Below are 13,763 nucleotides of genomic sequence, written 5' to 3'. Positions count from 1 at the left end.
GTGCCTTACTTTTTTATACGAGAAAAGGATGGTGAACGAGATGCTTGGCATGTCTGTCTATTTAGGAACAGTAAGCTTTGCGGAACACGAACAGCGTATACGAGAAATGAGTGCTGCTGGGTTCCAGTCTATTTTTACGTCACTTCATATTCCGGAAAATGATGCATCTGCCTACAAGGATGAGGTTCAACAACTTGGCAAATTAGCACGAGAACTAGGGATGGAGCTGATGGTGGATGTGAGTCCAAGTGCGCTCGATAGTCTTGGATTCACATTGGAACAAGCAGAAGGATTACTAGAATGGGGCATCAGCGGATTACGTTTGGATTATGGGATTTCTCCAAAAGTAATTGCTGAGTTGTCGCAAGTGATGCGCGTTGCGTTGAACGCCAGCACAGTGACACACGAAGAACTGAGTGAGATGAAAGCTGCAGGACTTCGACTTGAAGCGACCGAAGCGTGGCATAATTTTTATCCACGACCGGAAACGGCACTTGGTCTCGAAGATTTCATCAAACGAAACAACTGGCTACATGAGGAAGGTGTGCGGGTCATGGCTTTTGCACCAGGTGATGGACAACTTCGAGGGCCGTTGTTTGAAACGTTGCCGACACTCGAAAAACACCGTCATGCATCTCCACTTACATCAAGTTTAGAACTGATGAATGATGCACATGTCGATAAAGTGCTCATTGGAGATCCAGGATTAAGTGAGGCGAGCTTAACGCAATTTGAAGCATATCAAAAAAACATCATTCGTCTCCGTGCAAAGGCAGCAGAACAAGCAGATGACCAAGCACTTGAAACAGCTGCGACCCTTCATACGAACCGTCCAGACAGTGCGCGCGACGTCATTCGGTCCAGCGAATCCCGTCCAGCGGCTATGAAATCAGGCAGTCCCGTTCCTGCGCAGTATTGCGCATCGCGACCTGCAGGAACGATTACCGTCGATAATGATCGCTATTTACGCTATCAAGGTGAGCTTCAAGTGACAAAAACAGATTTGGCTGCTGACGAGCGCGTGAACGTCCTCGGACAAGTTGTCGAAGAAGACGTAGCTTTACTGAATCATATCGGTGGCAATCAGCAATTTGAAATAGTTTGGGTTTAAAAACACCTCCTCTGACGATGTGCAGAGGAGGTGTTTTTAGTTAGCTTAAAACATCTGAATCAGTAAAAATTAGTGCAATGTGGAACTATTATTCAATTTAATGAGTCTATAAGCGTCGGACTATGTTACTATAAGAGGAAATAAGTTTTTAGTTTTTATCCCCACTGCTATCTAGTGTGATTACGGAGGAAATGCGAATGACAGACGAATTGTTGACTCCCATGCGTGAAAAGGCTTTAAAGTTACGGGTGGAAGGTCGTTATAAAGAGTTAATTGAGCATTGTGATGTATTACTAGAAAATGGATTGAAACAACGAGATCATAAAGCGGTACTGTGTGCGCATATCCATCATGCCTCCGCTTTCTATAGCATCGGTGCGATTGAAGAGGCGTTTTTAAGTGTCGACGCACATCTACAATATTGTTCCCAATTTGGTGATGAAAACGAACAACTGAACGGCATCAATATCCTTGTCATTTTGTACGATTATAATAGAGAATACGAAAAAGCAAAAGGCGCATTAATGCGAGGCATTGAATTGGGAACGCGTCTTAAGCATTGGAACATGGTTAGTAATGCCTACAGTAATTATAGCCATATTTGTGCGAGTGAGAAGGATTATGAAGGTGCTCTTGAAAATGGTCTGATCGGGCTTGAAATGGCAGAAAGGTACGTGCCTGACAGTCCGATCCTCAAATTCCGAGTGATGTTGAACATTGCCAATGCTTATGTGGGGCTTGGCGATACAGGTCATGCGGGACCGATGATTGAACAGATGTTGGCAGACCCTATCTTATCCACACATAAGCGAGAAAAAGCGCAGTGCTACGATTTGTATGGTCGTTATTTAGTGGAGAACAAAGAGTTCTCAAGTGCTCTGGAATCGTTTGATATTGCCAAAAATGAAGCGTCGGAGATTAAAAATCTTCTATTGTTGAGGGAGATTCAAGAAAGACGCTGTGATTTATGTGAAATTCTAGATGATCGACAACTAGGATTTGTCGTGCAGCAAGAATATATTAAGGTGTTAAAGACGTTACAAGAACAGGAATTAGCGATGACTGCGCTGAAATTGGAAGTGAAGCATAATGTTGCTTCCATTGAACGTAATGCAAAAATAGATTATCTGACTAGATTATTCAATCGCAGACACTTAGAAGAAGTAGCATCAAATTGGTTGGCACAAGCAGCTGAAGCGGGCAGTTCTGTTTCCTGTATTGCACTCGATCTCGATAATTTTAAGTCGATCAACGATACATATGGTCATTTAGCTGGCGATGAAGCGTTGCGCGAGATTTGTACTATATGCCAAAGTGTATTATGGAAATCGGACTCAACGGAGTTATTAGCACGATATGGGGGAGATGAACTGGTCTTCATCTTAAACGGGGATTCTTTGGATAACGCGAAGGAACGAGTCAACCAACTTCTAGCTGAAATCCAGGAACTGAGGATTACTTTCAATGAAAAGCCCATACCTGTCACTGTGAGTATCGGCATGGCAGACAATGCGAATGGTGCGTACTCAAAGTTTGCAGATGTATTTTACCGTGCGGACCAAGCATTATATCAGTCAAAAGCGAATGGGAAAAATCAGGTATCTGCATTTGAAAGCTCTACGATGCAGTAATGTTGAATGAGCGAGCACCTTCTATCATGAAGGTGCTCTTTGCGTTCTAAAGGGGAAGAGAAGTGGGCATTGCACTTGCAGGGTATCAAAAAAACGCCTCGCCATTAGGGCGAAGCGTCCAGAATCATTGGTTTTCAAGCTCCATCTTTTTCAAATGGATCTTTGAAATCTTTCCTGCTGCCGTCATTGGAAATTGGTCAAGGAATTCGAGTTCGCGCACTTTAGAGTAGTGGACGACACGTTCGTTCGTGTACGTCATCAGCTCTTCAACACTAATCGTGCTCCCTGGTTTGACGATCACAAACGCTTTTGGAATCTCACCGACACTTTCTACTGGCTTTCCGATGACGATCGCATTTTGTACCGCAGGATGAGAGACGATTACTTCTTCAATTCGACTCGGATAGACGTTGTATCCATTGTAGATGAGCATTTCTTTTTTTCGATCGACAATCGCAAGATATCCGTCTTCATCCATGATCCCGATATCACCTGTGTGCAGCCAGCCATCCCGAAGAGTTGCGGCCGTTTCTTCCGGCTTGTTGAAATAGCCCTTCATAACTTGTGGACCGCGGATACAAATTTCACCACTTTCACCGTAATGAAGAGACTCTTCACTCAGCCCATCAAGTGAGACGATTTTAATCTCGGTATTACACGTAGGCAAGCCGACAGTACCGATTTTGTGAATTCCGCCAGTTAGGCATACGCTACCTGCAACTGAAGCAGTCGCTTCCGTAAGACCATATCCTTCACCAACCCGTGCATTCGGGAACATCTCTTTCAGTAGTGCCAACTCTTTTTGAGAAAGAGGTGCAGCTCCTGAGCTAATGTTCCGTATCGTGGAGAAATCATAGGAATCGATCCCTGGTAGGTTCAGCAACACATTCCACATCGCCGGCGCTCCATTAATGGAAGAGACTTTATACTTCTCGATTAGTTCCAGGAATTGTGTCGGGATGAAGCGGTCAGGTAAAAGTGTCGTAACCCCTAGGGACATTGGAGAAACTATCATTCCAATCCCACCTGTAATGTGGAACAAGGGGGACGGGCTTAACCGAATCTCTTCACCAAGGGGGATCAAATACTTTTCCTTGTAGACTTCAGAATCTTGCTCAACCGCTACAAATAGAAGTGCACCGTCGTCATCGACTACAGGCAATGCGCCTGCCGTCCAAGCAGCTATTTGGGTTATGTTGCTAACTAGATTTGCGTGGGTGATCATGACTCCTTTTGGACTGCCAGTTGTTCCGCCCGTATACGCGATATGGACTAAATCTTCTTGTGGGTCTATGCCAGGATCGAATTCTTCATCAGACGAAGAACGTTTGAGCGCGGCAAAGCTGTGCCATCCTTCGTGCATGGATACATCCACAGGGGTCTCGTTCGTATAGATCTCAGAGTCACCTGTCATAATGACATGCTGAACACCTGTATCTGTAAGGACTTCCGCAATAGAACTAGCAACCGATTCATGCGTCACAACAACTTTTGTTTCAGAATCATTCAGCTGATACGTTAAATCGCCTACGGGTAAATACGGATTAAGAGGAGAGTAAGCAGCCCCAGATAAAATAATGCCATAGTAAGCCGCTACGTATTGCGGACAGGTAGGTAAGTGAGTCGATACCGTCATTCCGCGCCCAATGCCGAGTTCGCGCAAGGAGTTCGCAAAACGTTTCGCTTCTGTGTAAATATGGTTGTACGTAATCGGTGTATCGCGATAAATATAGGCATTTTTAGCGCCGTATTGTTTCACACTACCTTTTAATATGGCACCTGCCGTGACGTTCGGAATATCCAGTGTTTCTGGCAAATCTTGATCGTAGTTTTCTCTATTCGAAAGTTTAACGTTCATTTGACCACCGCCTTCTCGAGATATGACCTAATCCATGCATCGTTCGAAGTTTGTAGAGTCTCGGCAGATATTAAAACCAACCGAGACGCTAGATTACAATTCAATTACACATGCTTTTTCTCGAGAATAGTCCTCGATTGAGTCAGTTCCGAATCCACTGCTCTTTACACCACCAAATGGGAGATCCACTCCAACTCGCGCATATGTGTTTACCCATACATTTCCTGCTTCAAGTGATGCAACCATACGATGTGCGCGACTTAGATCCTTCGTCCAAACACCTGCAGCTAGTCCGAACTCTGTTCCGTTGGCTAGCGCAATCGCTTCTTCTTCCGTGTCGAACGGAATCATAACTGAAACAGGCCCGAAAATTTCTTCCTGACAAACTCTTAATGTATTGGACTCTGTTTTAAGAAGAGTTGGTTCGATCCAATAGCCGTCTGCCAAGTCGCTTCGGTCTGGAATGAGTTCAGATCCACCAGAGCGTCCACCGTAAACGAGTTCTGCGCCTTCGTCCAACCCAAGCTGGATATAAGAACGTATACTTTCGTACTGAGATTTATTTGCGATAGGGCCAGTAGTTGTCGCTGGATCCATCGTAGGTCCAAACTGTTTCAACTCTGGATTTTGAAGATAATTTTTAATCCCGTCAGCTACCTGATCAATAATCGACCGGTGCACGAGCAGGCGGGAGCTTCCGACACAAAGTTGACCTGAGTTTCCTGTGAAAATACTGTAAGAACTGATTGCTTCGACCGCTTTTTCTATATTGGCATCTTCAAATAGGATATTGGCAGATTTTCCACCAAGCTCAAGAATCATAGGCTTTGGCTTTCCAGCCGTTGCTCTAGCGATTGAGGTAGCAGTGCCCCCTGAACCTGTTAAACTCACTTTATCAACAGCAGGGTGTTCGACGAGTGTGTCTCCGATTTCAGAGCCAGGGCCACAAATGACGTTGAGAACGCCTTCAGGGAAAACATCCTTTAACAAGTTAGCTAGGTGAAGAGAAGAGACCGCTGATTGTTCGGAAGGTTTGATGACAACTGTGTTCCCCGCAGCAAGTGCATAAGCCGCTTTAATTGAAAATGTAAACAGAGGTGCGTTCCACGGTGTAATGCCAACTACGACACCATAAGGTTCACGTAATGTGTACCCAAGACTTGTTGGACTCATAGGAACGGTTTGACCTCGATTTGCTTCTGAAGCTTTACCCGCTGCATCTAGCCAAACTTGCTGCAAGACAGGAATCAGTCCGTATGAAGTTTCCCGAATCACCCATCCGTTGTCTTGAGTTTCAAGTCCAGCAAGTTCTCCACCATTCGATGCAATGATTTCAGCAGCGTCACGCAAACACGCAGCACGTTCACCAGCAGATAATGCTTTCCACGCAGGAAATGCTTTCTGTGCCGCTTCGATTGCCGTTACTGCGTCTTCCTTGGAGCTTTTCGGAACTCGTGCCCATGCTTTACCGGTAGAAGGGTCAATACTATCTGTAAGTGCACCCCCAGTTGCTGCACGCAATTCTCCACCAATCAAGTTCTGATACTCTTTCAAGTCTGTTGACACTGCCATATTCATTCTCCTCCTTATTTAGCCGCCCTTTTTTCTTGTGTATCTTCAAAAACTATTGGAGAGCACCAATGAATTTTGGAATGTGCTCATAAATTGTGATATTTGCTCATAACCCGCGGAATATGCTCATAAATTACGATTTGCGCTCATAAACCCAAGAAAGTGATCATAAACTCCAGAAAGTGCTCATAAGCCGCAATAAGTGATCATAACCGTTGAAATGTGCTCATAAACACATCAACCATGAGCCCTATCCAGCCATTCACATGCTATAAATTCAAGAAACCGGTACGGCATCACGTTTGGCGGGAGTTGAATGCCATTCGAGTGATTGTGCGGTTGCTCTACGAGAGTCGCGCACAGAACCGAAATAGTTTTCATAATAGCGTGCGCGCTTCAAATACAGCTGCACGTCGAGTTCTTCAGTGAAGCCGATGCCACCATGGATCTGAATCGAATCTGCTGCTGCTTTGATAAACGCCTTGGAAATGAACGACCGAGCGCTATGGACGGCAGCTGCTTTATCCGTAGCATTCGTTTCCACTGCCCAAGCTGCATAGTAGGAGAGGGAACGTGCTGTCTCTAAATCCAGTTTCATGTTGACGATTCCGTGCTTGATCGCTTGGAAACGCCCAATCGGCTGATTGAACTGCACACGAATCTTCGCGTATTCTGCCGTCATTTTGACAAGCTCATCCATTCCACCAACCATGCTGGAGCATAGAGCTGCATTGAAATGTAACAAACCTTCTTTCAACATTTCAGCGGCATGACCCGGTTCACCAAGCAACTCACCGGGCGCTTGGTTTAACGTGATTTCTGCGAGTTGTTGGGTTTCATCAAGGACAGAAAGCATACGGGATGATGCAACATCACTCGCTTTAACGAGGAATAACGACTTACCTTCAGCAGTTTGTGCACCTGTAATGAATGTATCAGGATCGCCTATAACAGGGACAAGAGTTTTAGTACCTGTCAGTGCATAGCCACTTTCTGTTTTTCCTGCAATACAGCTGAACGAGTTCGGGAACAAACTGCCGTCACGCTCATACCAAGCGATGGAGACAGAACTTTCTCCTGAAGCAACGCTAGGAAGGCGGGCTGCCTTTTGTGCAGGCGTTCCGAACGACTCGAGTAAAGGAACTGCGAGTGCAAGTGTTTCAAGTTGAAGTCCAGGTAACAAGACTCGTCCGGTTTCTTCGAAAACTGGCACGAGATCGAGTGCGCCAAGACCTAGACCATCCACTTCTTCAGAAACGGGAATGGCGGTTACGCCCATCTCAGCAAGCCCAGATGTAGCATTAGCAACAACATCCAAATTGCCACTAATGACGGAACGTGCGAATGCCGTTCGGTCAAGATCATTCATATATTTACGAATCGCTGTACGAAACAGCTCTTGTTCTTCGCTTAATGCAAAATCCATAGTAGTCACCTCACCTTTTCCGTTATCGTCCTAAGTCTTTCGGGAGTCCGAGAATGCGTTCACCGATTGTGTTGCGCTGAACTTCGCTCGTCCCTCCGCCAATCGTTGCTCCGAATGATGCGAGATACTGGCCTTGCATCTCCGCGCTGAAGACAGAATCATCATTCATTAACACGCCAGCATGACCTTGAATTGTCATTGCGAAGTCGAAGAGTTCTTTCGTCAACTCACTAACAAGTAATTTATCGAGCGAACTTTCAGGACCTGGACGACCATTTTTGAGTGTGTGTGTGATATTCCGATAATAATTCAGCTTGGCGCCATTAATGCGAGCATACAAATCGGCAAGTCCGTCTTCAACGAAAGGGTCCTCGATAAGAAGACAGCCGTTCACACGGACGGTTTTCGCCATTTCAATGACACTGTCAAATTGCTGTTCAAGCGTAAACACTTGCGCCGCAATACCGGAACGTTCGTGAAGCATGAGCGCAATGAGGACAGCCCAACCTTTGCCTTCTTCGCCGACAATATCCTCGTCCGTCGCTATAGCATCTGTCAAATAGACTTCATTGAATTCCTGATGCCCATCCATTTGAACGATTGGACGCGTTTCAACGCCTTCTTGGTCCATATCGAGAAGGAATACGGTAATGCCTTCGTGTTTCTTTTCCGATTGACTCGTTTTCGTTAGTAGGAAACAACGATCTGCTAGATGTGCAAAACTCGTCCAAACCTTTTGTCCGTTAATGACCCATTTGCCATCTTTTTTCACGGCAGTAGTCTGGAGGGCGGTAAGGTCGGATCCTGCACCCGGCTCAGAATACCCTTGACTCCACACCTGTTCACCTGTCAGGATTTTCTCGATGAATTCCTCTTTTTGCGCATCCGTTCCCATTTGCATGAGCGTCGGTGCGACCATATGAATTCCGATATAGTTCACAAGGGGAGGGGACTGGACGCGAACCATTTCTTGGTGATAAATGATTTCTTCCATAAGCGTCGCATCACGCCCGCCGTATTCTTTGGGCCAAGAAATCGCCGCCCAACCACCTTCATATAACGTCCGCTGCCAATCGCGCAGGAATTTCGAGTAGTGTTCATTGTCTTCAGGAAGCTTCCGATCGCCTTGCAACCAACCTTTCGGCAAATTCACCTCAAGCCAGCCACGCAGTTCCCCGCGAAACTTCTCCTCTTTTTTCGTAAATGTAAAGTCCATTGAGACACACCCTTTCTCTTAACTGAGATAATAAACAGTGTTGATTTGCGCTGCAGACGGACGCTTTCCGCGGGCTCGATCTCAGCCTCCTCAGTCGCTAGCGCTCCTTGCGGGGTCTTCGATCTTCGCTGATTCCGCAGGAGTCGCCGTCTTCCGCTCCAATCAACGGATCTCCTATAACAAGTAGATTATTTTAATAATGATAGAGGCTATTAAAGAATCATTACCCCCGAGCCAGCACCCACTGCGGCAACGCGCGGTCATCCGTAACATCAACCCACGTCATCTTCAGCGGTATCCCAATCTCGACATCCGCCGGATCACACTCAATAATATTCGCCATAATCTTCACATCAGGCGCCGCGTCCAACGCAGCCACCGTGATCACAGTCGGCAAATCATGTTGGAACCCCGGCAAAAACGGTCGGTACGAAACGATATAGGAATACACCGTCGCCGTAATATCCGAACCAAGCAGCTCCCACTCCATCTCCGGACTTCCACAAGTCGGACAAGCCGGGCCAGGAGGGTGAATGTATGTGCTACATGCTGAGCACTTTTGTAGTTTAAGTTCATGTCGATCCGCAGCGTCCCAATACTCGTGATTATCTGGGGTCTTCAACGGAATCGGCTTTTCATATGCAGTCTGTTTAGTCATCAAGACGCCTCCTTTAATTTCGTAAAATCATCGCACCTGCAATATCAGGACCGGCCCATCCAGTAGCGATCCCGAGCTCACAATCCTTCACTTGGCGTTCCGTCCCTTTATAGTCATGTCGTAATTGACGGACCAGTTCCAATACGTTGTTCATACCGTGAGTGTAACCCTCTGAAAGCATGCCGCCCGCAGTGTTGGAAGGGAGACTTCCTCCCATTTTTAAGTTACCGGCCGCAACGAAATCACCGACTTCACCACGTTTAGCGAACCCATACGATTCAAGCTGTCGCAGCACGACCCAACTAAAGCAATCGTAGATAGAAGCAACTTGAATATCTTCCGGTTTCACACCAGCTGACTTGTACAGATCCGCTGCTGCGTGATCTGCCGCAACTTCATCGACTTGCGTCCAATAATGAACGTGGGAATGTGTCGTCCGAGGTGCCATGCCAGCAATGAAAACCGGCTTCGATTTGCAGTTTTTCGCATTCGATGCAGACGTCACGATGATTGCATTCGCTTCATCCAACTCCACACAACAGTCATGGATATTAAATGGCATACTGATATCAGGCGTTGCGAGATACGTTTCCATATCGAGTGGTTTTCCATTCAAAAATGCATTCGGATTTCGCTGTGCATGCTCATAGAAACTAATACACACATGTCCTAAGTGCTCTTTCGTAATTCCCGTTTCATGCATATGGCGATTCGCAAACATTCCGAACCATTGTGAGGGACTTGCGGAACCATACGGCATGATGAAACTACCACCTGGCAGCATTTCCTGAAGCATGTTCGGATCATAACCTCGTCCCACTTGTACACCCGAACTTCCATTCATCGAGCGATAAATGAGGACGGTTTCTAACATGCCTGCTTCAATTAACGCAACCGCATCTGCAATCAGCAGTTCCGTACTGCTGCCACCACCACTTACGTCTTTTACATATTTCGGATGACATCCAAGGTACGTTGCGAGTTCGTGTGAAGGGCATGAATCGCCGCCAGTTGAATAGTTCATAATCCCATCGAGATCTTTTGCATCTAACCCTGCATCTGCGAGTGCATTACGTGCTGCAGTGAGTGCCATATGAAGGGGAGTCGTCCCGGATTTACGGGAGCGCTGGTTTTCGCCGACACCGACGATTGCGCATTGATTTGAATAAGTTGCCATGTGTGCTACCTCCTTAGTCAGTCGTTATCGATTTTACAAGTAAGCGTTGCAGATCCAGTTCCAACCCGTTCACCAGGTGCTTTTTCTGCAATCAATTCAAGTTCAGCTACACGATTACCATTGATTTCAGTGAGTTGCTTCACAACACCACTGCACGTAATCGCGTCACCAGGCTTCGTCATCGCGCCGAAACGCATACTGAAGTTGCTGATGACAGCTTTCGTTCCAGCTAGTTCTTGTACGTATTGTCCAAGGAATCCCATAATGAGCATGCCGTGGGCAATGACACCATCCATGCCGATGCTTTTTGCAAAGTCATCATCTGTATGAAGAGGATTTAAATCCCCCGATGCCCCAGCGTATTGAACCAGTTGTTCGCGTGTTACGGGTGGTTTTGTGAGTGATGGGAGCTCCCTATCCACGTGTAGTTCAGAAAATGGTATATTTGTAATCGCTTTCATTTTATTCGGCCCCCTTTTTTGCGGGTCTATAGATAATCGTGTTCCGCGATACTGCGGCTAGAACACCATCTTCAGTTTTAATTTCCGTATCGAGAACGAGGAATTGCATCGTTCCACTTTTCCCAACACGATCGTACACGTCTGTAACAGCCATCGTGCATTCAAGGCGATCTCCAATTCGGACTGGCTGATGGTAGATGAATTCCTGTTCACCGTGAAGCATCCGTTTGAAATCTAGCTTCAGTGGAAACTCCGCGTTGCTGCTAAGTGCAACTAAAAAAGTGGGTGGCACAGTCACGTCTTCATAAGCAGTGTCAGCCGCGTAGGTTTCATCAAAATAGAGGAGATTCTCATCACCAATTGCTTGCGCAAAGCGGGTAACACGCTCTCGATCGACTTCAGCAATATACGGTTTGCTTGCAATCCCAATCATGCTTTTATCTAAATCCATGAGGCACCTCCAAAATAGTCATGTTAAAATTCCGCCTACTTAAAATAGTATGTTAATTTTGTTGACAGTACAATGTATGAATCTCTATAGTTAACAGTAGATAATTAGAGATTGTTCCATAGAGAGAAGGGGAGCACTATGTCATTACCTGTTGAAACTTTAATAGAACGGATTGGAATCACTTCTCCCTATTCAATTTGGGTTGCCAAGGATGACCTGCAACAAGTCTATGCACTCGTCAACCCGAATGGAATGATTCCCCCAAAAACTACGCAAGGGAAGCCTATTGAAGTTATACAAGATGAAGGAAGAAGTGTTGTGCAGTTCACCTATTCACAAGATTATCGGGTCATCTTATTAATAGATGGAGTATTTAATTTGGACGAAATCGAACTTGAAATGCTCTTCGACTTTTTGCACAAAGGGTATTCCGAGTATTCGGATGAAACCGGACGTGCAAAGCTAGCGCGCATTGTTGACAGCATTCGCTATACGACCGCGTCACTCGACTTGGAAGACGTATTTTCAAACATAATGACGCATACGCTCGACGTCATTACGAATGCCGATTATGGAACGCTTTGGTTGTTGGATGAAACACGAGGGAAAATTATCTGTAAGGCATCGGAAGGGTATCGATTTGAAGAGATTCAACAGATGGAATTCGACTTAGGGGAAGGCCCAGTTGGTTATGCATTCGAAGTTGGAAGTCCTATTCTAATTACGGATCCAAGAGATTTGGAGTATGAGAAAGTCAAACGAATCTCTCTCGAGAACAGGCAACGTTGGGGAAGAAGAGTCGAGGATATAACAAATATAAGATCTGTGATTGCCTATCCAATCGGAGTGGATGGCCGAATTGAATGTGTCATGTATCTAGGGCAGATAAATTCAGAACAACTCCTGACTGAACGTGATTTGTGGCTGTTGCAAATCTTTACGACCCAGGTTGGAATCGCAATTCGCAATGCAAAACAGTTCGCCAACATTCGTGAACTGAACGAAAAGTTAGTGCAGCGGGACGCCATTCACGCAACGCTAACCGAGTTGTCGGTCCGAAATATGGGAACGGAGAAAATGATTGATGAGTTAAGTAAGATGGCGGGGCAACCATTGGTGTTTGCGGATTTGTTAGTCAACGAAATGATCCCATCATCTGCAAATTTACCTTCAGGCGTAACTTATAAAGATTTGCTAGAGAAGATTAAGCTAGAAGGGATAGCAAAAACAATTATACTTACTGGATCAGGTGACATCGTTTTGTATCCGATTCGATCGGGATCTGTTGTACTCGGCTGTCTGATTTCTACATCCTCACAAAAGTTAGAGCGAATTGGCGAGTTAGCAATTGAACAAGGAAGTGTGCTGCTCGCACTCGAACGTGTCCAAAAGCAGAACGTGTTAGCGTTCTATTATAAAACTCAGCGTGAACTGTTTGATGAATTATTGCACGCAACGAATCCAGAAATTTTGAATAAAAAAATGGAAGCGCTCGGTATTAGGAATATGGATGGATTTGCGGTTGCGATGCTCCAAGTAACTGGATGCTCGGACCCACAGGAGCTAGAAGCCCACATATTCAGATTGATTGCAGAACTGCGTTCAACAGCAAGTGGACTCATTCAGACGATATTCGGATGGCAAAACAAAGTGATTTTAGTAGCAGGAGTGACAGGATTATCACAATTGTCATTTATTGAGAAGAAGCTAGAGGATTTAATATTCCAACGAACAAAGGTAGGATCAGACTATGTGCTTCACGGTGGAATTGGTTCACTCGTTCGTGAAATGAGCCAAATCGAGCAAACGTATAGGGAAGCAGAAATTGCACTGACCAATCCGCTTGCAGGACAGCGGAATCATCAGCTCGTACGCTATAGCGAAATTGGAATTAGCCGATTGTTCACGAGCCGCAATACGGAAGAGGTGAGTAAGTTTCTGACAGATATTTTTGATCCACTACGTGATGCCGATCGGTCAGATGGAACGCTGGAACAGACACTCCTTGCTTACTTTGCAAGTAATCGTTCAGCGGGCGAAGCGGCTAACAAGTTACACATACACATCAATACGTTGTACCAACGGTTAAAAAAGATAGAAGAAACATTAGATCTCTCGTTGAAGAATACGGACGACGCCCTCCAGTTGCAACTTGCTTGCTACTTAAGGCAACGAGCTTGATCCAAAAAAATGCCGCCAAAA

The 13,763-nt window shown here is 45.7% G+C and carries 11 protein-coding genes; 3 read left to right on the top strand and 8 right to left on the bottom strand.

The genetic code is table 11. The features are described from left to right. The first annotated feature begins 28 nt into the window (after window positions 1–28). Both RL70_RS05320 and RL70_RS05315 read left to right on the top strand, forming a co-directional pair. A complete protein-coding gene (locus RL70_RS05320; protein ID WP_231567237.1) occupies window positions 29–1,111 on the top strand; it encodes a DUF871 domain-containing protein in 1,083 nt (360 codons plus the stop codon). A 197-nt stretch (window positions 1,112–1,308) separates the two neighbouring features. Then, window positions 1,309–2,742 carry a GGDEF domain-containing protein gene (locus RL70_RS05315; protein ID WP_039042388.1) on the top strand — a complete coding sequence of 478 codons (1,434 nt, stop codon included), beginning with the start codon at window positions 1,309–1,311 and terminating at the stop codon, window positions 2,740–2,742. A 124-nt stretch (window positions 2,743–2,866) separates the two neighbouring features. Here the strand turns inward: RL70_RS05315 and RL70_RS05310 are convergent, their stop codons facing one another. The 8 genes from RL70_RS05310 to RL70_RS05275 form a co-directional block, all read right to left on the bottom strand. Beyond that, complete coding sequence (locus RL70_RS05310; RefSeq protein WP_039042387.1) at window positions 2,867–4,600, bottom strand: AMP-binding protein; 1,734 nt, start codon at window positions 4,598–4,600, stop codon at window positions 2,867–2,869. A 93-nt stretch (window positions 4,601–4,693) separates the two neighbouring features. Beyond that, window positions 4,694–6,172: an aldehyde dehydrogenase gene (locus RL70_RS05305; protein WP_039042386.1), complete on the bottom strand. Its 1,479-nt coding sequence runs from the start codon at window positions 6,170–6,172 to the stop codon at window positions 4,694–4,696. 277 nt (window positions 6,173–6,449) lie between these two features. Beyond that, complete coding sequence (locus tag RL70_RS05300; protein WP_082003320.1) at window positions 6,450–7,598, bottom strand: acyl-CoA dehydrogenase family protein; 1,149 nt, start codon at window positions 7,596–7,598, stop codon at window positions 6,450–6,452. A 22-nt stretch (window positions 7,599–7,620) separates the two neighbouring features. Then, window positions 7,621–8,814 carry an acyl-CoA dehydrogenase family protein gene (locus RL70_RS05295; protein WP_039042385.1) on the bottom strand — a complete coding sequence of 398 codons (1,194 nt, stop codon included), beginning with the start codon at window positions 8,812–8,814 and terminating at the stop codon, window positions 7,621–7,623. 223 nt (window positions 8,815–9,037) lie between these two features. Then, window positions 9,038–9,472: a Zn-ribbon domain-containing OB-fold protein gene (locus tag RL70_RS05290; protein WP_039042384.1), complete on the bottom strand. Its 435-nt coding sequence runs from the start codon at window positions 9,470–9,472 to the stop codon at window positions 9,038–9,040. Window positions 9,473–9,485: 13 nt separating this feature from the next. Continuing rightward, window positions 9,486–10,649 carry a thiolase gene (locus RL70_RS05285; RefSeq protein WP_039042383.1) on the bottom strand — a complete coding sequence of 388 codons (1,164 nt, stop codon included), beginning with the start codon at window positions 10,647–10,649 and terminating at the stop codon, window positions 9,486–9,488. Window positions 10,650–10,666: 17 nt separating this feature from the next. Beyond that, the gene (locus RL70_RS05280) at window positions 10,667–11,110 is read right to left on the bottom strand and encodes a MaoC/PaaZ C-terminal domain-containing protein (protein WP_052245791.1); all 444 of its coding nucleotides are present in this window, start codon (window positions 11,108–11,110) and stop codon (window positions 10,667–10,669) included. Window position 11,111: 1 nt separating this feature from the next. Continuing rightward, the gene (locus RL70_RS05275; protein ID WP_039042382.1) at window positions 11,112–11,561 is read right to left on the bottom strand and encodes a MaoC family dehydratase N-terminal domain-containing protein; all 450 of its coding nucleotides are present in this window, start codon (window positions 11,559–11,561) and stop codon (window positions 11,112–11,114) included. A 138-nt stretch (window positions 11,562–11,699) separates the two neighbouring features. Between RL70_RS05275 and RL70_RS05270 the strand changes: the two genes are divergently transcribed. Beyond that, window positions 11,700–13,742, top strand: coding sequence for a helix-turn-helix domain-containing protein (locus tag RL70_RS05270; protein ID WP_039042381.1), 2,043 nt, complete (start codon window positions 11,700–11,702; stop codon window positions 13,740–13,742). Window positions 13,743–13,763: the final 21 nt, after the last annotated feature.

Source organism: Sporosarcina sp. ZBG7A, from assembly GCF_000813425.1.
Lineage (GTDB): Bacteria > Bacillota > Bacilli > Bacillales_A > Planococcaceae > Sporosarcina.
Note: the sequence above shows the minus strand (reverse complement) of the source record. Positions and strands in the feature narration are given on the sequence as shown.

Excerpts from the sequence above, each read along its gene's own strand:
- RL70_RS05320 (WP_231567237.1), top strand. The coding sequence starts at position 29 with ATGGTGAACGAGATGCTTGGCATGTCTGTCTATTTAGGAACAGTAAGC.
- RL70_RS05315 (WP_039042388.1), top strand. The coding sequence starts at position 1,309 with ATGACAGACGAATTGTTGACTCCCATGCGTGAAAAGGCTTTAAAGTTA.
- RL70_RS05310 (WP_039042387.1), bottom strand. The coding sequence starts at position 4,600 with ATGAACGTTAAACTTTCGAATAGAGAAAACTACGATCAAGATTTGCCA.
- RL70_RS05305 (WP_039042386.1), bottom strand. The coding sequence starts at position 6,172 with ATGGCAGTGTCAACAGACTTGAAAGAGTATCAGAACTTGATTGGTGGA.
- RL70_RS05300 (WP_082003320.1), bottom strand. The coding sequence starts at position 7,598 with ATGGATTTTGCATTAAGCGAAGAACAAGAGCTGTTTCGTACAGCGATT.
- RL70_RS05295 (WP_039042385.1), bottom strand. The coding sequence starts at position 8,814 with ATGGACTTTACATTTACGAAAAAAGAGGAGAAGTTTCGCGGGGAACTG.
- RL70_RS05290 (WP_039042384.1), bottom strand. The coding sequence starts at position 9,472 with ATGACTAAACAGACTGCATATGAAAAGCCGATTCCGTTGAAGACCCCA.
- RL70_RS05285 (WP_039042383.1), bottom strand. The coding sequence starts at position 10,649 with ATGGCAACTTATTCAAATCAATGCGCAATCGTCGGTGTCGGCGAAAAC.
- RL70_RS05280 (WP_052245791.1), bottom strand. The coding sequence starts at position 11,110 with ATGAAAGCGATTACAAATATACCATTTTCTGAACTACACGTGGATAGG.
- RL70_RS05275 (WP_039042382.1), bottom strand. The coding sequence starts at position 11,561 with ATGGATTTAGATAAAAGCATGATTGGGATTGCAAGCAAACCGTATATT.
- RL70_RS05270 (WP_039042381.1), top strand. The coding sequence starts at position 11,700 with ATGTCATTACCTGTTGAAACTTTAATAGAACGGATTGGAATCACTTCT.